At 44.3% G+C, this 22,549-nt stretch carries 29 protein-coding genes, 1 pseudogene and 1 riboswitch; of the genes and pseudogenes, 25 read left to right on the top strand and 5 right to left on the bottom strand.

The genetic code is table 11. The features are described from left to right. The first annotated feature begins 141 nt into the window (after window positions 1-141). From greA to K4H96_RS00610, 4 genes are all read left to right on the top strand, one after another. On the top strand, window positions 142-624 hold the full coding sequence (gene greA, locus K4H96_RS00625) for a transcription elongation factor GreA (protein WP_002894584.1): 483 nt from the start codon (window positions 142-144) through the stop codon (window positions 622-624). Between the two features lie 153 nt (window positions 625-777). Then, entirely contained in the window at window positions 778-1,398 is a 621-nt protein-coding gene (locus tag K4H96_RS00620) for a GTP pyrophosphokinase (protein ID WP_223337286.1), read from the top strand. A 4-nt stretch (window positions 1,399-1,402) separates the two neighbouring features. Then, complete coding sequence (locus K4H96_RS00615) at window positions 1,403-2,104, top strand: response regulator transcription factor (RefSeq protein ID WP_317627995.1); 702 nt, start codon at window positions 1,403-1,405, stop codon at window positions 2,102-2,104. Next, window positions 2,088-3,323, top strand: coding sequence for a sensor histidine kinase (locus tag K4H96_RS00610; protein WP_002913140.1), 1,236 nt, complete (start codon window positions 2,088-2,090; stop codon window positions 3,321-3,323). Before K4H96_RS00615 ends, K4H96_RS00610 begins: the two co-directional genes overlap by 17 nt. 116 nt (window positions 3,324-3,439) lie before the next feature. On the opposite strand, the gene yidC is transcribed toward K4H96_RS00610, so the two are convergent. Beyond that, window positions 3,440-4,363: a membrane protein insertase YidC gene (gene yidC, locus K4H96_RS00605; protein ID WP_125407964.1), complete on the bottom strand. Its 924-nt coding sequence runs from the start codon at window positions 4,361-4,363 to the stop codon at window positions 3,440-3,442. Window positions 4,364-4,444: 81 nt separating this feature from the next. Then, window positions 4,445-4,723: an acylphosphatase gene (locus tag K4H96_RS00600; RefSeq protein ID WP_049553182.1), complete on the bottom strand. Its 279-nt coding sequence runs from the start codon at window positions 4,721-4,723 to the stop codon at window positions 4,445-4,447. Window positions 4,724-4,806: 83 nt separating this feature from the next. Between K4H96_RS00600 and K4H96_RS00595 the strand changes: the two genes are divergently transcribed. From K4H96_RS00595 to yidD, 14 genes are all read left to right on the top strand, one after another. Then, on the top strand, window positions 4,807-5,547 hold the full coding sequence (locus K4H96_RS00595; protein WP_223337276.1) for a TrmH family RNA methyltransferase: 741 nt from the start codon (window positions 4,807-4,809) through the stop codon (window positions 5,545-5,547). Between the two features lie 44 nt (window positions 5,548-5,591). Beyond that, window positions 5,592-6,083 carry an HD domain-containing protein gene (locus K4H96_RS00590; protein WP_049553184.1) on the top strand — a complete coding sequence of 164 codons (492 nt, stop codon included), beginning with the start codon at window positions 5,592-5,594 and terminating at the stop codon, window positions 6,081-6,083. Between the two features lie 25 nt (window positions 6,084-6,108). After that, window positions 6,109-6,792, top strand: coding sequence for a Bax inhibitor-1/YccA family protein (locus tag K4H96_RS00585; protein WP_060976641.1), 684 nt, complete (start codon window positions 6,109-6,111; stop codon window positions 6,790-6,792). A gap of 103 nt (window positions 6,793-6,895) precedes the next feature. Further along, window positions 6,896-8,146: a diaminopimelate decarboxylase gene (locus tag K4H96_RS00580; protein ID WP_223337274.1), complete on the top strand. Its 1,251-nt coding sequence runs from the start codon at window positions 6,896-6,898 to the stop codon at window positions 8,144-8,146. Window positions 8,147-8,202: 56 nt separating this feature from the next. After that, a complete protein-coding gene (locus K4H96_RS00575; RefSeq protein WP_002894600.1) occupies window positions 8,203-8,451 on the top strand; it encodes a YneF family protein in 249 nt (82 codons plus the stop codon). 98 nt (window positions 8,452-8,549) lie between these two features. Continuing rightward, a complete protein-coding gene (gene racE / locus K4H96_RS00570; RefSeq protein WP_002909088.1) occupies window positions 8,550-9,344 on the top strand; it encodes a glutamate racemase in 795 nt (264 codons plus the stop codon). Next, window positions 9,341-10,345 (top strand): nucleoside-triphosphate diphosphatase, encoded by a 1,005-nt coding sequence (locus K4H96_RS00565; protein WP_223337272.1) that lies wholly within the window; start codon window positions 9,341-9,343, stop codon window positions 10,343-10,345. Before racE ends, K4H96_RS00565 begins: the two co-directional genes overlap by 4 nt. After that, window positions 10,324-10,845, top strand: a complete 522-nt coding sequence (locus tag K4H96_RS00560; protein WP_002894605.1) for a metallophosphoesterase — start codon at window positions 10,324-10,326, stop codon at window positions 10,843-10,845. Before K4H96_RS00565 ends, K4H96_RS00560 begins: the two co-directional genes overlap by 22 nt. Continuing rightward, window positions 10,842-11,303 (top strand): cyclic-di-AMP-binding protein CbpB, encoded by a 462-nt coding sequence (gene cbpB, locus K4H96_RS00555; protein ID WP_002897025.1) that lies wholly within the window; start codon window positions 10,842-10,844, stop codon window positions 11,301-11,303. Before K4H96_RS00560 ends, cbpB begins: the two co-directional genes overlap by 4 nt. Further along, window positions 11,300-12,031, top strand: a complete 732-nt coding sequence (xerD, locus tag K4H96_RS00550) for a site-specific tyrosine recombinase XerD (RefSeq protein WP_223337270.1) — start codon at window positions 11,300-11,302, stop codon at window positions 12,029-12,031. Before cbpB ends, xerD begins: the two co-directional genes overlap by 4 nt. A gap of 2 nt (window positions 12,032-12,033) precedes the next feature. Beyond that, window positions 12,034-12,744, top strand: a complete 711-nt coding sequence (locus tag K4H96_RS00545) for a segregation/condensation protein A (protein WP_223337268.1) — start codon at window positions 12,034-12,036, stop codon at window positions 12,742-12,744. Beyond that, a complete protein-coding gene (gene scpB, locus K4H96_RS00540) occupies window positions 12,737-13,306 on the top strand; it encodes an SMC-Scp complex subunit ScpB (protein ID WP_002894610.1) in 570 nt (189 codons plus the stop codon). Before K4H96_RS00545 ends, scpB begins: the two co-directional genes overlap by 8 nt. Then, window positions 13,293-14,021, top strand: coding sequence for a pseudouridine synthase (locus tag K4H96_RS00535; RefSeq protein ID WP_223337266.1), 729 nt, complete (start codon window positions 13,293-13,295; stop codon window positions 14,019-14,021). Before scpB ends, K4H96_RS00535 begins: the two co-directional genes overlap by 14 nt. Further along, window positions 14,018-14,272, top strand: coding sequence for a membrane protein insertion efficiency factor YidD (gene yidD, locus K4H96_RS00530; RefSeq protein ID WP_223337264.1), 255 nt, complete (start codon window positions 14,018-14,020; stop codon window positions 14,270-14,272). Before K4H96_RS00535 ends, yidD begins: the two co-directional genes overlap by 4 nt. Window positions 14,273-14,321: 49 nt before the next feature. On the opposite strand, the gene K4H96_RS00525 is transcribed toward yidD, so the two are convergent. Both K4H96_RS00525 and trkA read right to left on the bottom strand, forming a co-directional pair. After that, window positions 14,322-15,761, bottom strand: a complete 1,440-nt coding sequence (locus tag K4H96_RS00525; protein ID WP_223337262.1) for a TrkH family potassium uptake protein — start codon at window positions 15,759-15,761, stop codon at window positions 14,322-14,324. A 5-nt stretch (window positions 15,762-15,766) separates the two neighbouring features. Next, window positions 15,767-17,116, bottom strand: a complete 1,350-nt coding sequence (gene trkA, locus K4H96_RS00520) for a Trk system potassium transporter TrkA (protein WP_223337260.1) — start codon at window positions 17,114-17,116, stop codon at window positions 15,767-15,769. Window positions 17,117-17,456: 340 nt separating this feature from the next. Between trkA and K4H96_RS00515 the strand changes: the two genes are divergently transcribed. From K4H96_RS00515 to K4H96_RS00485, 7 genes are all read left to right on the top strand, one after another. Continuing rightward, complete coding sequence (locus K4H96_RS00515; protein WP_223337258.1) at window positions 17,457-17,960, top strand: tRNA (cytidine(34)-2'-O)-methyltransferase; 504 nt, start codon at window positions 17,457-17,459, stop codon at window positions 17,958-17,960. 116 nt (window positions 17,961-18,076) lie between these two features. After that, window positions 18,077-18,225: riboswitch (FMN riboswitch) on the top strand. Between the two features lie 132 nt (window positions 18,226-18,357). Further along, the gene (locus K4H96_RS00510) at window positions 18,358-18,915 is read left to right on the top strand and encodes an ECF transporter S component (protein ID WP_223337256.1); all 558 of its coding nucleotides are present in this window, start codon (window positions 18,358-18,360) and stop codon (window positions 18,913-18,915) included. Continuing rightward, entirely contained in the window at window positions 18,905-19,555 is a 651-nt protein-coding gene (locus tag K4H96_RS00505; protein ID WP_223337248.1) for a phosphatase PAP2 family protein, read from the top strand. Before K4H96_RS00510 ends, K4H96_RS00505 begins: the two co-directional genes overlap by 11 nt. Before the next feature lie 95 nt (window positions 19,556-19,650). Further along, on the top strand, window positions 19,651-19,959 hold the full coding sequence (locus K4H96_RS00500; RefSeq protein ID WP_223337246.1) for an MGMT family protein: 309 nt from the start codon (window positions 19,651-19,653) through the stop codon (window positions 19,957-19,959). Between the two features lie 59 nt (window positions 19,960-20,018). Next, window positions 20,019-20,966, top strand: a complete 948-nt coding sequence (locus tag K4H96_RS00495; RefSeq protein WP_002905125.1) for a TIGR01212 family radical SAM protein — start codon at window positions 20,019-20,021, stop codon at window positions 20,964-20,966. Continuing rightward, window positions 20,960-21,511, top strand: a complete 552-nt coding sequence (locus tag K4H96_RS00490) for a tRNA (mnm(5)s(2)U34)-methyltransferase (protein WP_223337243.1) — start codon at window positions 20,960-20,962, stop codon at window positions 21,509-21,511. Before K4H96_RS00495 ends, K4H96_RS00490 begins: the two co-directional genes overlap by 7 nt. Window positions 21,512-21,750: 239 nt before the next feature. Next, window positions 21,751-22,347 carry a TetR/AcrR family transcriptional regulator gene (locus tag K4H96_RS00485; RefSeq protein ID WP_404969020.1) on the top strand — a complete coding sequence of 199 codons (597 nt, stop codon included), beginning with the start codon at window positions 21,751-21,753 and terminating at the stop codon, window positions 22,345-22,347. Between the two features lie 38 nt (window positions 22,348-22,385). Here K4H96_RS00485 and K4H96_RS00480 read toward each other — a convergent pair. Beyond that, window positions 22,386-22,549 (bottom strand): annotated as a pseudogene (locus tag K4H96_RS00480) (TetR/AcrR family transcriptional regulator); the annotation flags it as partial.

Raw genomic sequence — 22,549 nt, 5'->3', positions numbered from 1 at the left:
GCTGTCATTGCAGACGAGAGAAAGCTAGTGCATTTAGTTCAAGCTTTCTCAGTCCTGCTATATATATAAAAAAGGGACTGATACAGACTTGTCTCAGCCTCTTGTTTTAGTTTTAAAATAAAATAAAAGAAAAGAGAAAAAATGGCTGAAAAAACTTATCCTATGACCCTAGAGGAAAAGGAAAAACTAGAAAAAGAATTAGAAGAACTGAAATTGGTGCGTCGTCCAGAAGTGGTAGAACGTATCAAGATTGCCCGCTCATACGGCGATTTGTCAGAAAACAGTGAATACGAAGCTGCAAAGGACGAACAGGCTTTTGTGGAAGGACAGATTTCTAGTCTGGAAACCAAGATCCGCTACGCTGAGATTGTAAACAGTGACGCTGTAGCCAAGGACGAGGTAGCTATCGGCAAAACAGTTACCATTCAAGAAGTAGGCGAAAGCGAAGAGGAAGTTTACATTATCGTTGGTTCTGCTGGTGCAGATGCTTTCGCAGGCAAGGTATCCAATGAAAGCCCGATTGGTCAAGCTCTGATTGGCAAAAAGACGGGCGATACTGCAACAGTCGAAACACCGGTTGGCAGCTACGACGTTAAAATTCTCAAGGTTGAAAAAACCGTTTAATAAATACCAAAAGGAACTGGCTAGAAGACTGGTTCTTTTTTCGTTTCTTTTAAGACAGAGAGTGTAGGCTAGATAAGAAGAGCAGGGGAAAAATAGAGAAAAGACAGATGGTTATGCTATAATGAGAATAAGCTAGAAAAGTAGGAGAACTGTATGCAAGAGCAAGATATTTATGGGAAATACGGCGTCTACCTGCCCAAGATTTTAGATGATCTTAGTCAGCGTATTCAAGATGCTAATGATCGAGTTAAGCAGGAAACAGGGCAGAAGCTTTTTGAGCATTTTAATGCACGGGTCAAGCAGGCAGCCAGTATGGCAGAGAAATGTCAACGCAAGAATCTGCCTAGGGTGCCAGAGTCTGCCCTGAAAGAAATTCGTGATGCGATTGGGATTCGGATTGTTTGCGGTTTTATTGAGGACATCTATCAGACTATTGAGGTGCTTCGTCAGCTGGAGGGCTGTGAGATTGTTCTGGAAAAGGACTATATCCGAGCTGCCAAGCCTAATGGGTATCGCTCCTACCACTTGATATTAGAGGTGGAGACTCCTTATGAGGACTGCCATGGTCAAAATCCCGGCCGCTATTTTGTAGAAATCCAGCTTCGGACCATTGCTATGGACTCTTGGGCCAGCTTAGAGCATCAGATGAAGTACAAGCATGAGATTAAAGACAGCAAGCGGATTGTCCGCGAGCTGAAACGATGTGCAGATGAGCTGGCTTCTTGTGATGTGACCATGCAGACCATCCGCAATTTGATTCGAGAAAGTGAGTAAGATGATGAAGATTTTATTAGCTGAAGATGAGCAACAGCTGTCCCGTGTCTTGGAAACGGCGATGACCCATGAAGGCTATCAAGTCGATACAGCCTTTGATGGGCAAGAAGCTGTGGACTTGGCCAAGGGAAATGCCTATGATTTGATGATTCTGGATATCATGATGCCAGTCAAGACAGGTATTGAAGCATTGAAAGAAATCCGCCAAACCGGCAATACCACCCATGTTATTATGCTGACAGCTATGTCAGAGGTGGACGACAAGGTCACAGGGCTGGATGCCGGTGCAGATGATTATCTGACCAAGCCTTTCTCTCTGAAAGAGCTTCTGGCTCGCCTGCGTTCTATGTCCAGACGAGTAGCGACTTTTACCCCCAATTTGCTGCAGATTGGCCAAACGAGCCTCAATGTCGGAGAGCATGAGCTCATCAGTTCCAACTCTATCCGCCTAGCCGGTAAGGAATCTAAAATGATGGAATTTCTCATGCTTAATGCCCAGAAGAGTCTTTCTACTCAGGAAATCTTCCGTCATGTTTGGGCTAATGACGAGGATGAGGATTTGGACGAAGGCTTCGTCTGGATTTATATTTCCTATTTGCGCCAGAAGCTGAAGGCTATCCATGCTGACCTTGCTATCTTGGGTGAGGAAGGCGGCAGTTTCACTCTGGTGCCGCTGGAAGGAGATAGCCATGTTTCGGAAGCTTAAAATTCGGTTCATTCTGCTGGCTTCGGCGGCTATTGTCTGTATTTTGCTGACCATGATTGCTGTCTTAAACTCCGTTCGCTTTCTGCAGACCAACGGAGAAATCCAAGCCGTTCTCAATATTCTATCTGCAAATAATGGAGATTTTCCCAGCGTAGAAGAAACAGCAGAGAGCTTACAAAACGACCGTATCACCATTGACACCATCTACCAATACCGCTATTTCAGCGTGGTCTATAAGGAAGACAAAACACTTTACTCCACCAACTTGGATCATCTTTCCAATCTATCTAAGGAGCAGGCGCTCAGCTACGCTAACAAAGTGATTAAGGACAGCCGCAGCAGTGGGGTTTTTAAGGTAGGCAGTCAATTTTATTCCTACCAGATAACGCAGGATTCCAAGACCAAGCGCTATTTACTGGTGGTCTTAGATTCGACCAATTACCTCGAAAGCCGCAATGACTTCTTCTGGCTGTCTATCCAGTTGTGTTTCTATAGCTTTATTTTCTTTGTCTTGGTCGTGTCTGGATTTTCCAACTTTGCCATCCGTCCCTATATCAAAAACTATGAAAACCAAAAACGTTTCATCACTAATGCGGGGCATGAATTGAAGACGCCATTGGCCATCATCTCAGCCAATACGGAGCTGCAAGAGCTGATGACTGGCGAAAATGAATGGACAGAAAGCACCAAGGACCAGGTCAAGCGTCTCAGTAATCTAATCAATCAAATGGTCGTTCTGGCCCGTCTGGAAGAGCAGCCAGATGTTACTTTGGTAGATGTGAATTTTTCAGAAGTTGTTAAAAAAGTAGCAGGAAACTTCAAGTCTGTCATCGAGAAGGCAGGCAAGAAGTACGAGATCAAGCTGCAGGAAGACATCCATGTCAAGGCAACTGAAGATGAACTCTATGAATTGGTTAGTATCCTGATTGACAATGCCTGCAAGTATTGTGACGAAGATGGGCAAATTTTTGTCACCCTGACCAAGGCTAAGCGGGGGAAACGAGCTCGTCTGACGGTAGCTAATAGTTACGCGGACGGTAAAAATGTCGATTACAGCCGTTTCTTTGACCGTTTCTATCGCGAAGATGAATCGCACAATCAGAAGCAGCCTGGCTACGGGATTGGCCTATCCATGGCAGAAAGTCTGGTGCGGATTTTTAAGGGCAGGATTTGGGTTTCATATAAGAAAGGCTTGATTGGCTTTACCGTTTTACTATGATAGCGTCACCTCGTTCATCAGTTATTGCTTTCTTTGCTGAGCTTTTTGTATCGGTTACGCCGATTCTTACTCGAGATTAAAAAAATTCTTCTAGTGTTAGCTAGAAGAATTTTTCTTTATCTTGACCGTTGCTTACCAGCATTGCGGTTCTTTTTCTTTTTGTTCTTTTGCTCAATAGCCTGCTGAGCTTTTGGAGTAACATCTTTAGCTCGACTCGCTTTTTTCAAGCCTTTAGGAGGATTTTTTTCAAATTCCTCTGCCACCTGTTTTCTCAGGCGAGGTCGAATGATGTAGTTGATGATAAATTGCTGGATAATTTGGATAAATCCACCAACTACCCAGTAGAGAGTGACTGCGGCAGGAGAGAGGAATGAGAAACCAACAATCATGATAGGGCTCATATAAGAAGCCTGTTTCATGCTGTTTCTTTGAGTTTCATCTTCAATACCATGCAGAGAGAGCACTGACTGGATATAGTAGAGGATACCGACAATGGCGGTCAAAGCCCAGTCGCTTTTAGCCAGGTCTTTAATCCAGAGGAAGGAACTGCCTGCAACTCCTTGAGTATACTGAGCTGCAAAAAAGAGGGCTGAGAAGAAAGGCATTTGGATAAGCAGAGGTAGGCAGCCTATACCGCCAAACATGCTGAGTCCATTTTCTTTTTGAGCGGCCATCAGTTCTTGCTGAGCCTGCATCTTCTCTTCCTGAGTTTCAGCATTTTTGATTCGCTCTTGGATTGGGGCAAAAATCGGCTTAAAGTAGTTCATCTTTTCAGACTGAAGCGTTGCCTTCCAAGACTGATAGATTCCCAGCGGAAGAATGATAATCCGCACGATGAGCGTAACGATAATAATCGCCAGACCATAACCCAGACCTGAATTCTTGGCAAAGAATTGGATACCATCCGCCATAGGCTGACCAATCACGTCCCAGATCAGACCAGAAGGATTACCGGCCTTGTCGCGGCCTACACAGCCAGACAGGAAAAGAAGCGCAGCCAGTCCCATACCGGAGAATAAAAAGCGTTTGAAATGTTTCACGAGTTCATATCCTTTGTTTCTAAAAAATAATACCTATCTATTCTACTGTTTTTTTGCAAAATATACAATAGTTCTGTAGACCTAATTTGAAATTTTAAAGTCAGGATAGGAGTCAAAATTAGCCATGGTCACATCCAAATAACTGACCTTAGAAAAAGGTGTCGGTCCTTTGCGGATTTCTTGGATAAATTTGGCCATCAGAGCTGGGTCATCAGCCTGAGCCAGAATGCCAACAGTACCGTCATCATTGTTCCAGACCCGGCCGGTAATACCTCCGATTTCCAGCGCTAGAGAATAAACTCCCCAGCGGAATCCGACCCCTTGTACTCGTCCTTGAGCTGTCATTTTAACTTTCTGCATGGCGTCCTCCTTTAGTGAGCAAACCGAGGGATTTAAGCCCTCAGTATGAGTGCAAGTCTGCTAAATTGTGGTATAATGTTCTCATGAATATTATAACCTCAAAAGCCAATAATGTGGTAAAAAAAGCTAAAAAACTTCATCACAAAAAATACCGCAAGGATTCTTATTTGATCGAGGGCTGGCATTTATTTGAGGAAGCTGTCAGCAACGGGGCAGAGCTGATTCGGATTTTTGCTTTAGCGGAATACGCAGAGCGATTAGCTGATTTTTCTCAGGTAATCTTTGTCAGTCCAGAGATTTTAGCAGATTTAGCTGATAGTAAGACGCCACAGGGGATTGTCGCGGAAGTGGCTTTTGAAAGGAAAGAAATACCATCGGAGTTAAGTGGACGCTATCTTTTCTTGGAGGACGTTCAGGATCCAGGTAATGTCGGTACCATCATTCGGACCGCGGATGCAGCTGGCTTTGACGGGGTTTTCATCTCTAGCTCGTCGGCAGACATCTATAACCTAAAAACGCTGCGCTCTATGCAGGGGAGCCATTTCCATTTGCCAGTTTATCGGATGGATACAGCTGATTTTATTAGGCTGACTCAGTCTTCCCGTTTGCCGATTCTAGCGTCGACCTTGTCGTCAATATCTATCGATTACAGAGAGGTAGACAGCAAAGAGAGCTTTGCCCTAGTTATGGGCAATGAAGGGCAGGGGATTAGTCCAGAAATGACGGCAGCAGCTGATGTTCTGGTCCATATTTCCATGAAGGGGCAGGCAGAAAGTCTCAATGTTGCTGTCGCTGCTGGTATTTTAATCTTTCATTTAAGCTAAAAATCAGAAAAAGAGATATAATAGTTGGCAAGGGAGGTGATTCTATGCCTTACAAAAAGGACGAGGAATTTATGGCCTATGTTGGGCACTTGATTGAAAAGCCCAGTGTACAGCGCCTGAAAGAAATTCCCCATCATATTCATTCCAATAGACTTGAACATTCCATCAATGTAAGTTATACTAGTTACAGAATTGCCAAAAAATTTGGTTGGAATGCCCGCAGCACGGCACGCGGTGCCCTGCTTCATGACTTATTCTACTATGACTGGCGTGTGACCAAGTTTAAGAAGAGTCATGCTTGGGTTCATCCCAGGTTGGCAGTTCGCAATGCTCGTAAGATTACCAAGCTTAATAAAGTCGAAGAGGACATTATCGTCAAGCATATGTGGGGCCTGACCTTGGCACCACCTCGCTACAAAGAATCATTCGTTGTGACGATGGTGGACAAGTATTGGGCCGTCAAAGAAGCGACGGCACCTTGGAGACGTAAGGGCGGTAATCGCAAGCTCTTTCATCGAAAGATGCTGAAACCGTAAATGTTTTATTATAAAAGGAGTAACTATGAACCATTCTATTATTCAAGATCAATCAGATATTAATTCTTTCTATGCCAAGATTTATTCTATCGTTGGTGTCGGTATTGGAATCTCAGCAGTCGTATCCCTCTTGATGCTGAACTTCTTTCAGGACATTATTATCTCTGTTTTGACAGGCTCCACTTGGATTTTCTATGCGGCTATTGCAGTTGAGTTTATCCTTGTGTTGGTAGCATCTGGAACTGCTCGGAGCAATAGTCCGGCGGCGTTGCCTATGTTTTTAGCTTATTCAGCCATCAATGGATTTACCCTGAGTATTATCATGGCGCTGTATCTTCAGTCAACTGTTCTCTTAGCCTTTCTGACAACGACCGTTATGTTCTTTGCTATGGGCTTCATCGGCAAGGTGACTAAAAAGGACCTATCTGGAATAGGGAAAGCTTGTATGGCCGGTTTGATTGGTATTATCGCTGCTAGCTTCCTTAATATCTTCTTGAGAAGCAGTGGCTTGGACTTTATCATCAGTATCGTTGGTGTCCTTATTTTCTCAGGGCTCATCGCTTGGGACAATCAGAAAATCCGCTATGTCTATGAGCAGACCAATGGCAATCCAGGAAATGGCTGGGCAATTTCGCTGGCTCTGCACCTATATCTGGACTTCATTAATCTCTTCCTCAGCTTGCTGCGTATTTTTGGAAGAAACAAATAACTCAGCTAAATAAGACTCAAGCATTGGGCGCTTGCCCAGTGCTTTTTGTTTCTCCTATGGATTTATGGTATAATAAATCCAGCAAATAGAAAGCGAGAACAGTATGAAAACTCCTTTTGTCAGTCGTGAAAAGTTAGCTGAGATTACGGATCAGTTTCCAACCCCTTTCCATCTTTATGACGAGAAGGGAATTCGGGAAAGAGCACGTGCCCTGCATGAGGCCTTTTCTTGGAATCCAGGTTTTAAAGAGTATTTTGCCGTCAAGGCCACTCCCAATCCTGCTATTTTAAAAATCCTCAAAGAAGAAGGCTGTGGGGTGGATTGTGCCAGCTATGTTGAGCTGCTCATGAGCCAAAAGCTGGGCTTTGCTGGACAGGATATCATGTTTTCGTCCAATAACACACCAGCTGAGGAATTTCAGTTTGCGCGTGACCTTGGAGCGACTATCAATCTGGATGCTTATGAAGATGTGGATTTTCTAAAGGAAGCCGCTGGTATTCCCAAGGTTATTTCCTGCCGTTACAACCCTGGCGGTGTCTTTGAGCTGGGAACCAGCATTATGGATAATCCAGAAGAAGCCAAGTTTGGTATGACTAAGGACCAGCTGATTCAAGCTTTCAAAGAGCTCAAGGAGTTGGGAGCTGAGAAGTTTGGGATTCATGCCCTCTTGGCCTCTAATACTGTCAGCAATGACTACTATCCCGAACTGGCCCATCAGCTTTTTGAGTTGGCTGTAGAAGTAGTGGCTGAGACAGGAGTCGAGCTGGTCTTTATCAATCTATCTGGCGGTGTCGGTATCAATTACCAGCCTGAAGGTGAAGAAAATGACATTGCAGTCATTGGTCAGGGAGTTCGTCAGGCCTATGAAGCTATTCTGACTCCGGCTGGCCTAGGACAGGTCAAGATTTATACGGAGTTGGGCCGCTTTATGTTGGCACCTTATGGCCTACTTGTCACCAAGGTTACCCATAAGAAGCAGACCTACCGAACTTATCTGGGGGTAGATGCTTCAGCAGTTAATCTGCTGCGTCCGGCTATGTATGGCTCTTATCACCACATTACCAATATGGATCGACCTGAGGGTGAGACAGAGATTGTGGATGTTGTCGGCAGCCTCTGTGAGAATAACGACAAATTTGCTATTAATCGCCCGCTGCCCGTCAGCCAAATTGGCGATACACTGGTGATTCACGATACGGGTGCGCATGGTTTTTCTATGGGTTATCAGTACAATGCCAAGCTCCGCTCCAGCGAAATTCTCTTGGAACAAGATGACAATGTTCGTATGATTCGTCGGGCAGAAAAACCAGAAGATTATTTTGCGACACTGTATGGCTTTGATTTTGAAAAATAGAGAAAATTTGATATAATGAAGAGCAATGTAAAAATGGAAATAGAGGAGTTCTCGATATGAATTTAGTTTTAGCAATTTTCTTGATTATGGCAGCATTTGCTGGAGGCGTGATCTTGGGTATGTATCTGCTTCGTCGTCAAGTGGAGAAGGAATTTGCAGAAAATCCGCGTTTGAATGTAGAAGCAGTTCGGACCTTGCTTAGCGCTAGCGGCCAACGGCCAAATGAAGCGAAAGTACAGCAAGTCTATCGTCAAATTATCAGCCAGCAGAAAGCTGCGCTTGCTAAGAGCAAAAAGAAAAAATAATTTTCTAGTGACTGGCTTTTAATACCAGTAGAGAAAATCAATAAAAAAATGGGGATTTGGAATCGGCTTCCAGTCCCTTGTTTTAGAAAGAAGACCTTATGGATAATCGACCAATCGGTTTTTTAGACTCAGGAGTGGGCGGTTTGACTGTAGTCCGTGAGCTCATGCGGCAGCTCCCCCACGAAGAGGTCATTTATATTGGAGATTCAGCGCGGGCTCCTTACGGTCCTAGGCCTGCTGAGCAGATTCGCTCTTATACCTGGCAATTGGTCAACTTCCTCCTGACCAAGGATGTTAAGATGATTGTCATTGCCTGCAATACAGCGACTGCTGTTGTCTGGGAAGAAGTGAAGGAAAAGCTGGATATTCCAGTACTGGGCGTGATTCTGCCGGGGGCTAGCGCGGCTATTAAGTCAACTGCCAGCGGCCGCATCGGTGTTATTGGAACGCCAATGACTGTTTCTTCTGATATCTATCGTCAGAAGATTGAAGCGCTCTCGCCGGAGATGAAGGTGGAAAGTTTGGCCTGCCCTAAGTTTGTACCTTTGGTAGAGTCCAATGAACTTCATTCCAGCCTTACAAAAAAAGTGGTCTATGAAACCCTGCAGCCTTTGGCTGGTCGGGTAGATACCCTGGTCTTGGGCTGTACCCACTATCCCTTGCTCCGGCCTATCATTCAAAATAGGATGGGACCGGATGTGAAGCTGATTGACAGCGGGGCAGAGTGCGTACGGGATATTTCTGTCCTGCTCAATTACTTTGAAATCAACCGCAGTCGGGAAAAACAGGAGCTCAATCACCAATTTTACACAACTGCCAATGCCAAAAGCTTTTCGGAGATTGCAGAAAGCTGGCTGGGCCTGAAAGTGAATGTGGAGCATGTAAGCTTATGACAAATAAAATTTATGAATACATTGACGAGAACAATTGGTATATCGGAGAATGGACTCGCTTTCGCAAGGCTGGCTATCATTTCAACGACATCCCATACAGGCTCTTGGAGCATATTGATGCAGAGTTGAGCGAGCTGATTGAGCGAGATTTGGATGAAGAGTACAACGCTTTTACCACAGTTGTGGTCAAATACGGCTCGCCCATGTCCTATATCCAGTTTGTCCTCAATATGATTAACGACCGCCAGAAGCGGGATTTTAAGGCGACCAGTCATAAGGGGGCTATTCTGATTACAGAAAAGGACTTGCTGCGCAAGGTCTTCTTCCTGTCTAAGGATGGGGTTAAGATGGCCGACTTTTTTGGTCAGGGGCAGGAGACCGAGATGGCTGTCGGAGATACCATCTTGATTGCGACTCGCAACGAAGGAAAGACAGCAGAATTTCGCAAACTCTTTGAGAAGCTGGGCTATAAGGTTGAAAATCTCAATGATTATCCTGATTTGCCAGAAGTGCAAGAGACAGGAACTACCTTTGAGGAAAATGCGAGGCTCAAGGCAGAGACAATCAGTAAGCTGACCGGTAAAATGGTGCTAGCTGACGACTCAGGTCTGCAGGTCGATGTTTTAGGCGGCTTGCCTGGAGTCTGGTCGGCTCGCTTCGCTGGAGTAGGCGCGACAGATGATGAAAACAACATCAAGCTCCTGCATGAATTGGCTATGGTGTTTGATATTAAGGACCGCTTGGCTCATTTTCATACGACCCTAGTGGTGGCTAGTCCTGACAGGGAGTCACTGGTAGTTGAAGCGGATTGGCCGGGCTACATTGCCCATGAGCCAAAAGGGGAAAATGGCTTTGGCTATGATCCTTTGTTCTTAGTGGGAGAAACAGGAAAAACGTCTGCCGAGCTGACGATGGAAGAAAAAAATGCGCAATCCCATCGGGCTCAGGCAGTTAAGAAATTAGTGGAGGTATTTCCAGCATGGCAAAGCAAACCATTATAGTCATGAGTGATTCTCATGGCGACCGTGCTATTGTAGAAGAAATTAGGAATCATTATATTGGAAAGGTAGATGCGATTTTCCATAACGGAGACTCTGAGCTTCCTTCTGATGATGAGGTGTGGCAAGGGATTCAGGTTGTTGCAGGGAATATGGACTTTTACGATGGCTATCCAGAACGATTGGTGACGGATTTGGCGGGGACCATTATTGCCCAGACTCACGGGCATCTCTTCCATATCAACTTTTCTTTTCAAAAGCTGGATTTGTGGGCGCAAGAGGTTAATGCAGACATCTGCCTCTACGGCCATCTGCATATCCCAGATGCTCGAATGGAGGGCAAAACGCTCTTTCTGAATCCGGGCTCCATCAGCCAGCCACGCGGCCTGATCAACGAACGCCTCTACGCTAAGGTAGAGATTGATAAGGACCGCTTTAAAGTTGATTTCTATACACGAAATCATGAACTCTATCCGAGCTTGTCCAAGGAGTTTAGCCGATGATTGCTAAGGAATTTGAAGACTATCTGCTGCAACATGAAGAAACTTTTTTGACGCCTGGGGAAAATTTGGCGGTTATGATTGACACCCACAATGTGGATCATGCTATCCTACTATTGAGCCAGATGACATACTCACGTGTACCAGTCGTGACAGCAGATAAAAAGTTTGTTGGTACGATTTCCCTGACCGACATCATGTCCTATCGCATGCGCCATGATTTGCCAGAAGAGGAATTCATGATGACCGATATCGTCCACATGACCAAAATGGACGACTTGACAGTTGGACCAGATTATACTGTATCAGATGTGCTTCATAAGCTGGTCGACGAGTCATTCCTGCCGGTTGTGGGCGAGGATCAGCATTTTTACGGAATTATTACTAGAAAGTCCATTTTGAAAGCTGTCAATTCTTTGTTGCACGGCTTTAGCAAGAAGTACGAAATTCGCAAAAAATGAAAGAATACATTAGACCGTTTTTAAATCAAAAAAACATCTCAGAAAATTCTAAAATTGCCTATTCTTATGATTTGGAGCAGTTTATGGAGGAAGTACATGGTCGGATTACCGAGACCAATCTGCGGATTTATCAGGCCTCTATCAAGGATTTTAAGGCGGCTGTTCAGAAGCGGAAGCTCTCAGCAGTCAATCAATTTCTCTACTTCCTTTATAAGCAGCAGCTTATTGAGGAGTTCCACCGTTTGGTCCTGCCCAAGGTGTCCGTATCGAAGGAGCAGGAAAATGAACTGCTGGACCTGTCTGCTTTTTGGCAGGAATCAAGCGTTCCCAGGGGGCGGCTGATGGCTCTTCTTATCTTGGAAATGGGCTTGCTGCCCAGTGAGATTCTGCAGGTCAGAGTGGCAGATGTCAATCTTGATTTTCAGGTTTTGAAGATTGAAAAGGCCGGTCAGAAGCGGGTTATCAAGATTCCTGAGAGCCTGACGGGTGAGTTAGAAGACTATCTAACAGGGACCTATTTATTTGAGAAAAACGGCAAATCCTATTCTCGTCAATGGGGCTTCCGTCAGCTAGAGGCTTTCTTGATTGAGCAGGGACAAGCCAGTCTATCCGCCCAAAGCCTGCGTGAGCAGTTTATCTTGCGTCAGCGGGAGAAGGGGATTGGCCTCTATGATATTGCCCAAGATTTGGGCTTGAAAACCATGATTACACTAGAAAAATACAGATAAAAATGGATATCAAATTAAAAGATTTTGAAGGCCCGTTGGACCTGCTGCTCCACCTCGTATCTAAGTACCAGGTGGATATTTATGATGTGCCCATTACGGAGGTCATCGAGCAGTATCTGGCTTATGTTGCTACTTTGCAGGCCATGAAGCTGGAAGTGACGGGCGAGTACATGGTCATGGCAAGCCAGCTTATGCTGATTAAGAGCCGCAAGCTTCTGCCTAAGGTGGCGGATAATGCTGAGCTGGAAGATGATTTAGAGCAAGACCTCTTGAGCCAGATTGAGGAATACCGCAGGTTCAAACTCTTGGGAGAGAAAATGTCACTCCAGCATGATGACCGAGCGCTTTATTATTCTAAGCCTAAGCTGGAGCTGGTTTATGAAGACGCTGAGCTTCTGCATGACAAGTCAACGATAGATCTTTTCTTGGCTTTTTCCAAGGTTATCGCCAAGAAGCAAGAGGAGTTTTCTAAAAGCCATACAACCATTGTGCGAGACGAGTACAAGATTGAAGACATGATGGATGTGGTGCGTCAGCGCTGTGCTGGTAAGAGACGTCTGGCTCTGCAGGAGATTTTTGCAGAGACCAAGGACATGAATGAAGTGATCACACTCTTTCTGGCGACCTTGGAATTGGTCAAGGTGCAGGAAGTGCAAGTCATTCAGGAAGAAAATTTTGGAAATATTTATTTAGTAGGAAGAGGAAATGAGTAAGTTAGCAGAGATTGAAGCCCTGCTTTTTGTGGCGGGAGAAGATGGACTCAAGGTTCATCAATTGGCAGAAATCCTTTCTTTGCCGCCGACCGGGGTTATTCAGAGTTTGGAGAAGTTGGCTGAGCAATATGAAGCCAATCCGGACTCTAGCCTGACCCTGCTGGAAACCTCAAAGACATACAAGCTTGTCACAAAGCCAGAGTTTGCTGAGATTCTGCGGGCCTATTCACGGGCACCAATCAATCAAAGTCTGTCGCGGGCGGCGCTGGAGACCTTGTCTATCATTGCCTATAAGCAGCCGATTACAAGGGTGGAAATAGACGACATCCGCGGGGTTAATTCCAGCGGTGCTTTAGCCAAGCTCTTGGCTTTTGAATTGGTTCGAGAGGATGGCAAAAAAGAGGTTATTGGCCGGCCGAATCTCTATGTGACAACGGATTATTTCTTAGACTATATGGGGATCAATCACCTAGATGAACTGCCGATTGTCGAAGAAACAGAGCTAGTTGCTGAAGAAAGCCAGCTCTTTATTGAAAGGACAGATATCGATGAGAATCAATAAATACATCGCTCATGCTGGGATAGCCAGCCGCCGTAAGGCAGAAGAGCTAATCAGGCAGGGGAAGGTCAGTATAAACGGCCAAGTGGTACGAGAACTGGCGACGAACGTCAAGTCTGGCGATCGTGTGGAAGTAGAAGGCCAACCTATCTATAACGAAGAGAAGGTTTATTACCTCCTCAATAAGCCGCGCGGGGTCATTTCCTCTGTCAGTGATGACAAGGGACGTAAGACAGTCGTGGAGCTCTTGCCTCAGGTTAAGGAGCGGATTTATCCGGTTGGTCGTTTGGACTGGGATACTTCTGGCATTCTCATTCTGACCAATGACGGGGACTTTACCGACGAGATGATTCATCCCCGCAATGAGATTGACAAGGTCTATGTGGCGCGTGTCAAAGGATTGGCCAATAAAGAAGTTCTTCGTCCTCTGACTCGAGGTATTGAGATAGAGGGGCGCAAAACCAAGCCAGCAGTTTATGAGATTATCAAGGTTGATCAGGCGAAAAATCGCTCGGTCGTTCAGCTGACCATCCACGAAGGCCGTAATCATCAGGTCAAGAAGATGTTCCAGGCGGTTGGATTGCAAGTGGATAAGCTTTCACGGACTCGATTTGGTCATTTGGACTTAACTGGCCTCAAGCCTGGTGAGTATCGTAAGCTCAATAAAAAAGAAGTCAGCCAGCTGCATACACTGGCTGTAACCAAGACCAAGAAATGATAAAGAAACTGCTTATTGCTTCTGTCCGCTTTTATCAACGCTTCATATCGCCTGCTTTCCCTCCATCTTGCCGCTTTCGGCCCACCTGCTCTAACTATATGATAGAGGCTATCCAGAAGCATGGTGCTAAAGGAGTTTTGATGGGCGTGGCGCGTATTCTCCGCTGTCATCCTTGGTCTCAGCCAGGAGAGGATTCTGTACCAGACCATTTTAGCCTGAGAAGAAATAATTCAAGAAAAAAGTCACACTAGATAAGTATCTAGTGTGACTTTTATATATATCTATATTTTCGAATATTTCCTATCTTCTAGACCAAGTCTTAGGCAGGAAGAGCAGGAGAATCGGGTAGATTTCCAAGCGACCGCCAATCATAGCAAAGGCTAGCAGAAGTTTAGAAAAAGGACTAAAGATAGAAAAATTATCTGTCGTCCCAATCATAGGACCGATATTGTTAAAGCAGGATAGGACACCACTGACAACTGTCATGAGATTGTTGTTATCCAGGCTGACGATGAAAATGAGTGCCAGCACGATCAAAACATAGGTTGCTAAATATTTGAGAACCTTGTGCTGGGTATCCTTGTCTAAGACTGCACCATTGACATGCATGGTTAGGACCCGATTAGGTGATAGGGTAGATAGGATTTGATTTTTGGCAATGCGGGAAATGATAATCCCCCGAATAACCTTGAATCCCCCAGCGGTTGATCCAGCCGAACCCCCGATACACATGAGCAGGAGCAGGATGACCTGAGAAAAGAGAGGCCACTTGACCGTATCGCCATAGCCAAATCCAGTTGTTGTGATGACATTGGCTACCTGGAAGAAGGAAATCTCCACGCTCTTGGCAAAACCTTGATAGAGGTGGAAGACATTAAAGGCAATCAAGGCTGTGGAAAGAAATACAATCCAGAGATAGCCCTTGAGCTCCTCATCTTCAAAGCAAGCTTTAAACTTACGAATCAGCAAGTAATAGTAGAGATTGAAGTTGACCCCGAAAGCTAAAACTCCAAAGCTGACCAGATAAGTAATCAGCGAGCTGTTATAGTGGGCGATACCGTCATTATAAACGGTGAATCCTCCTGTGCCAGCAGTTCCCATGGCAATGACCAGACTATCAAAGAGCGGCATACCCGCTAGGAAATAAAGCAGAGCAAAGATAGCAAAGAGAGCTAGATAGATGATGTAAAGAATCTGAGCCGTACTCTTGAGCTTGGACACAACCTTGCCAAAGACTGGGCCCGGAACTTCTGCTTTCATGACCTCCAAGTGACCATTTTTAGCATTGTCCATAATAGCTAGGGCAAAGACCAGCACTCCCATTCCTCCAATCAAGTGGGTAAAACTGCGCCAGAAGAGCAGCGAATGAGAGAGAACGCCGACATCGTTAAGGATAGTCGCTCCCGTGGTGGTGAAGCCAGAGCTGATCTCAAAGAAAGCATCAATAACGTCTGGAATCTGCCCGGAAAAAACAAAGGGCAGGGCTCCGAAGAAGGACCAGAGAATCCAACAAAGGGCTACAATCAGGACACCTTCCTTGGCGTAGATATGCAGATCCTTGGGCTTGAAATAAGAGCCTATGCCACCTAAAACGAGCAGGATGGCCATGGTTGCCCCGATAGAGAGAAAGACCTTTAAAGGTTCACCGTAGATTAGAGCGACTATAATGGGTACAATCAGCAGAGCCGCCTCAATCAGCAGTAATTTTGCCAGCAGGTAGCGAATCATAGATCTATTCATGGGGCCTACCTCGCTAACAGATCGTAAATCTGCGTGATATTTTGCAGCAGAGTTGTAACGATAATCTTATCTCCAACTTGCAGATTGTCATCGCCTGTAGGGAAGATAGCTTTACCTTGGCGGATAATGGCCGCAATCAGTACATCTTTCTTCAGATGAAGCTGAGATAGAGGAATACCAGTCATCTTGTTTTCTTCCTTGATTTGGAACTGCAGAGTCTCGATTTGGCCGTTGGCTACATGGTGCAGAGCTTCTAGGTTAGAGAACTGAGCATTGTAGCGGCCGCGGATAAAGTGCATAACCGTATCAACAGCGATACCTTTAGGTGTCACGATGCTGGCAAAATCTTGGTTATCAATGATTTCCAACAAACTAGTCCGGTTTACCTTGGTGATGTTTTTCTGTACACCCAGGTTATTAAGGAACATGGAAGTAATGATATTTTCTTCATCTACACCAGTCAGGGTAGCGATGGCATCAAAGTTATTGGCGCGTTCCTCCAGTAGGATATCCTTGGCAGTACCATCTCCATGGACGACATAGAGATCAGGAAATTCCTGACTGAAAAAGGTTGCCCGCTCGCGGTTGGATTCAATGATTTTGAGCTCAATTTTACTGTTCTTGAGAATATTGAGCAGGTAATAAGCGATCTTGCCAGCCCCGATAATCATCAGGCTCTTAACCACTCTAGGTCGTACCATATTATGGAATTGAACGATGTCCAGGCGGTTACCTGTGACATAGATCTTGTCCCCGGCCTCCAAAGTGAAGTCGCCATCAGGAATTTCCAAGTGCCCTTTTCTCTCAATAGCACAAACAATGATATTTCCAAATTTCTTACGGAACTGGGAAATATTCATCTGGCAGAGATTACTGTCTTCCTTAAGTTTGAACTCCATCAGTGCCACCCGCCCATTGGCAAAATGCTCTACTGACAGGGCATTAGGGAAGTCAATGATATTAGCGATGTAGCGAGCAGTTAGGAGCTCAGGATTGACCACCAGCGAGAAGCCTAGGATGTTCTTCTCCTTAAAGTAAGGGTTGGAATATTCAGGATTACGCACCCGAACGACGGTTTCCTTAGCCCCCATCCGTTTGGCCAGAACAGCTGAGACCATATTGACCTCATCATGCTCAGTCATAGAGATGAAGATGTCGCAGTGACTAACATCCGCTTGTTCTAAGATTTTGAAGTTGGCTCCATTGCCAGAAATACCGATAATATCATAGCGTTTGGTAATCTGGTTGAGAACAGCCTCATCCTGCTCAATTAGGATAACATCATGTTTTTCAGCCACTAAGGAGCGACAGAGGGCCGTTCCGACCTTCCCGCCGCCAACAACAATAATTTTCATAAGTTTAGATTCCTCCAAAGTATGTATCTATCATACTCTTTTTTCATTTAAATTTCATCTATAAAATACAGAATAGCTTGCTTGTTTATAGAATTCCGAATATTTTTTTACCAAAATGGTATCTTCCTGTGATATTTTTAAAAAAAGTATAACTTTTTGAGCATTTTTTATTGACTTGTAGGCTGAAAGTGTTATACTAAATGAGTACCTTCATTGGTTTACCTCAAACCTGTTGTGATGTAAGTTAATGAAGCCTTAACCACGCTGTTTGCTGAGCTTGACTCCGGGCAGTGTGGCTATTTTTTTATCTAAAGAAAATACTAGGAAAAATATTCTTATTATGAAAAATCATATCGTTCTTTTTGAGCCTCAGATTCCGCAGAATACCGGAAATATTGCCCGTACTTGTGCCGCGACTAATTCGCCGCTTCACATCATCAAACCCATGGGTTTTCCCATTGATGACCGCAAGATGAAGCGAGCGGGGCTGGACTATTGGGATAAGCTGGACATCACCTATTATGAGAGTTTAGAAGATTTTATGGAGCAGATGGACGGTCGACTTTATCTGATTTCTAAGTTTGCAGAGAAGGTCTATTCTGAGGAAAATTTTGAAGCAGAAGGTTCGCACTATTTTATGTTTGGACGAGAGGACAAGGGATTGCCAGAGGAATTTATGCGTTGCCATCCAGAAAAGGCCCTGCGTATTCCCATGAATGACCAGCATGTCCGCAGCCTCAATGTTTCAAATACAGTCTGCATGATTGTCTATGAAGCCCTGCGCCAGCAGAATTTTGCTGGCTTAGATTTGGTACATGAGTATGAAGTGGACAAGCTGAAGTAGCGGAATGAATGTATCTAAGCAGGAAATTTTCCTAATAGATAGAATACCATTGTTGAAACATTTTTAATTACATCAATCAAATTGCTTGCTCTGGCAGGCTTTTTTTGTTATGATAATGATGTCTTCAGGGCAGGGTGAGATTCCCGACCGGCGGTAACTTTTGGCTGGAAAATTTTTTTCTCAAGGCTAAATCAAGTCCGCGAGCGTAAGCTGATGTGGTGAGATTCCACAACCGACAGTATAGTCTGGATGGGAGAAGACGAGAGGCAGTGAAGCATTCTTGCCGTTTAATCTTTATTTAAGGGCTGAGCCTTATACTAAATAATCATTAGCTGACAAGCCTTTTTTCAGTGGCCTTTCCGGCTTCTCTAATTTTTATAAATTGGAGGAACCTGTGATGACAAATACTCGTAAGTTGGCGATTGTAGCAGTTTTATCTGCTCTATCATTTCTACTCATGCTTTATGAGATTCCCTTGATAACCGAGTTTCTAAAGTTGGATTTTTCAATTATTCCGATTTTACTGGCTTTGGTAGTCTTGGATTTAAAAAGCTCTCTAGCAGTGCTCTTGATTCGCTCTGTCTTAAAGCTAGCTTTGAATAATAATGGTGTAGGTACTCTAATCGGTCTCCCCATGAATATACTAGCGGTAGCAGTCTTTGTTTGTGCTTTTTCCCTCTTATGGAAAAAAAGAAAGAGCTTATCTAGCTATGTGAAGGCTTCCTTGGCAGCAACACTTGGTCTAACGATTACTATGATCATTCTAAATGTTATTTATGCAGTTCCTCTCTATGCGAGGTTTGCTGGTTTTGATATTAATAAAGCATTTGGTCTTTCCAAGTATCTGCTGACTATGATTGTCCCTTTTAACCTATTAGAAGGAGTGATCTGGGCTGCTGTCTTTTGGCTGATTTACACGCTCTTGCAGCCCGTCCTAAAACGCTATGAAAAATAAACAATCTTATCTAACAAAGGGCTCTTTTGCCCTTTTACTTTTCGTCATGCTAGGCTATATGGTCAAGTTTTATCCTGACCAGCTGACCAGCTTTGATACCCCGATTCAGACCTGGCTTCGGGGAGACTTACCTGCAGCTTTGACGACTTTTTTCAAACTTGTAACCAGTGTGATTGATCCATTGGGGATTATCATTTGGGTTTCAGCTCTTGTCCTTTTTTTCCTTTACAAAAAATGGAAGCTGGAGGCTGCCTTGCTAGCGGGAAATCTGGTCTTACACGGGATTTTGATTAAGCTGATTAAACTCGTTTACCACAGAAGCCGGCCGAGTCTTTCGCATTTGGTCGAAGAGGGCGGTTACTCTTTCCCTAGCGGACATTCCATGGCGACAGCCATTGTTCTTGGAACCTTGATTATTATCGCTCAGCAACGGATTCAAAACCAAAAAATCAAGCGCTTGGTACAAGGTTTGCTCCTGGTCTATATCTTCACTGTTATGGCATCCAGAGTCTATCTGGGTGTGCATTATCCGACAGATGTAATCGGAGGAGCCTTGATGGGCTTTGCCATCCTCAGTATCGAATTTCCCTTTTATGACAAGCTGCGCTTTCAGTGGCGTTTCAAGGGAAAGCAGAAATAAATATAGATGAGAAAGGTTGGTTTTGCTGGCCTTTTTGTCTTGACAAAGAAAATCTCTTTCTTTAAGATAGGAGCAAACAAGATTTGGAGGTCAGAATGTCCAATTTGAATCAAGAAATCATACAGTCAGTTTTAGCTCTTGTTGATAGTATTCCCTCTGGGCGTGTGGCGACCTATGGCCAGATTGCCCGTTTGATTGGGCGGCCTAAAAATGCCCGCTTGGTAGGAAAGATTCTCAGTCAATCGGAACTTTATGGCGGTATACATCCTTGCCATCGGGTAGTCAATGCAGCAGGGAGCCTCGCACCAGGCTGGGAAGACCAGAAACACTTGCTCTGGGCAGAGGGAGTGGACTTGAAGGCTAATGGCTGTGTGGATTTGAAAGTCTATTTGTGGGAACGGTGATTTCCTTCTTTCCCTGTGAAAGAGGGAATTTTTGTTTCTAAACTCTTTTTTGTGGTAGAATGAAAGGTATGAAATCTTACAATTCTTTGAATGATTATTATCGAAAACTTTTTGGAGAGAAGACTTTTAAGGTGCCCATTGATGCGGGCTTTGACTGTCCCAATCGGGATGGTACGGTAGCGCATGGAGGCTGTACCTTCTGTACCGTTTCGGGTTCAGGTGATGCCATTGTGGCGCCGGATGCGCCCATTCGCGAGCAGTTCTATAAGGAAATTGACTTCATGCACCGCAAGTGGCCTGATGTTCGCAAGTATCTGGTCTATTTCCAGAACTTCACCAATACCCATGAGAAGCTTGAAGTGATTCGTGAGCGCTATGAACAGGCCATTAACGAGCCTGGCGTCGTTGGTCTCAATATCGGGACTCGGCCAGACTGCTTGCCTGACGAGACCATCGCCTACTTGGCTGATCTGTCTGAGCGTATGCATGTGACTGTGGAACTGGGGCTTCAGACTACCTATGAGGAGACTTCGGACCTCATCAATCGTGCCCATTCCTATGAGCTTTATGTGGAGACGGTCCAGCGAGTTCGTAAGCTGGCTCCCAAGGCGGAGATTGTCTCTCACTTGATTAACGGCCTGCCGGGTGAGACTCATGAGATGATGCTAGAGAATGTCCGTCGCTGTGTGACAGACAATGATATCCAGGGAATCAAGCTCCACCTGCTTCATTTAATGACCAATACCCGCATGCAGCGGGATTATCATGAGGGGCGGCTGCAGCTGCTCAGTCAGGAGGAATATGTCTCCATCATATGTGACCAACTAGAGATTATCCCCGAGCATATCGTCATCCACCGAATCACAGGCGATGCTCCGCGAGATATGTTGATTGGCCCTATGTGGAGCCTCAATAAATGGGAAGTTCTCAATGCCATCGAGGCAGAAATGCGTCGTCGTGGCAGCAAGCAAGGCTGTAAAGCAAAGGAGCAGAGATTCGTATGTTAAGACCCTTACAGATGGCCCATGCCTTTTTGGCAGAAGTCGTGACCAAGGAAGATATCGTGGTGGATGCTACTATGGGGAATGGGCACGACAGCCTCTTTCTAGCTAAGTTGGCCAAGAAAGTCTATGCTTTTGACATTCAGGAGCAGGCTGTGGAAAAGACCCGCCAGCGCTTGGCAGAAGCAGACTTGGACAATGCTCAGCTAATCTTGGCTGGTCATGAAACTATGGACCAATATACAGACCATTTCAAGGCCGCAATTTTTAATCTTGGCTACCTGCCTTCGGCGGACAAATCTGTTATTACCCGGCCTGATACGACGCTGGAAGCTTTGAAAAAAGTCTGTCAAGGCTTAGAAAAGGGCGGCCGTGCAGCGATCATGATTTACTATGGGCATGAAGGTGGCGAAGTTGAAAAAGATGCGGTATTAGACTTCGTTAGTCAGCTGCCTCAGCAGGACTTCACCGTTGTCCTCTACAAGACCATCAATCAGATTAACAATCCGCCTTTCTTGGTCATGATTGAGAAATTGAGAGAAGGAACTTGAGATACAATAAGGATACAGAGAGGAAAGCCAGATAATAGGAGCTTTCAGTACTGTATCCTTATTTTTTAAATCGTGAAAATCGAATAATTAGGTCTAAAAGAAAAGAATTAAGGTGTGTGTAAATTTAAAGTCTTATATTTTCTTACATAGAAGATATAAGACTTTTGACATTTTTYARTTTATATGATAWTCTATGACTGTAAAATCAAAAAACGTCRCAGMGTTTTTAGGAGGAAGTTATGGCTACTGCTTTTACTAGCGAAGAAAAAGAAGTAATTAGAAAGAAATTACATAAAGTTGCAAAGGAATGCCTTCAAAGATATGGGGTTAAGAAAACCACAGTTGACCAGATGGCAGCAATGGTAGATATTTCCAAAGGTTCTTTTTATAATTTTTATTCCTCAAAAGAAATGTTATTTTTTGCGGTCTTAGAAGAATATCAAATAGATGTTATGAATCGCCTGACAGAACAATTAGATATGGAAGCCAAGATAGATACAAATCGTCTGGTAGAGTTACTTTATGATTTTTATCAAGGTTTTCGCTATTCATTTATGTATACCATATTTAAAAATAATGAAATGGAATTACTCATAAGAAAATTGCCGAAAGAGGCGATAACAAATCATCATCTGATAGACGATAGGATGGTTAAAAAAATTGTGTCTCGAATCAACATTAAAGAAAATGTATCGGTAGAAATCGTCTCTGCTTTATTTAGAACGATTGCTATGACTATATTACACATCGAGGAAATTGGTGAAGAACAATTTGATACCACATTGAGGTTAGTCATACAAGGAGTTGTGGAGCAAATTACTAAGGAGGATAGGTAATGGTGAAAGAAGCAATTAGAACCGCAAATCTTTCTAAAAGATATGGAACAAAAAATGTTGATTCGAGACACAATTTTTTTAACCATCCTATCGTCTATCAGATGATGATTTGTTATCGCCTCTTTCGGCAATTTTCTTATGAGTAATTCCATTTCATTATTTTTAAATATGGTATACATAAATGAATAGCGAAAACCTTGAT

Origin of the sequence: Streptococcus sanguinis (assembly GCF_020729765.1) — a bacterium.
Classification (GTDB): domain Bacteria; phylum Bacillota; class Bacilli; order Lactobacillales; family Streptococcaceae; genus Streptococcus; species Streptococcus sanguinis_Q.
The sequence above is the reverse complement of the archived record's forward strand: the minus strand, read 5'-3'. Positions and strand labels throughout refer to the sequence as shown.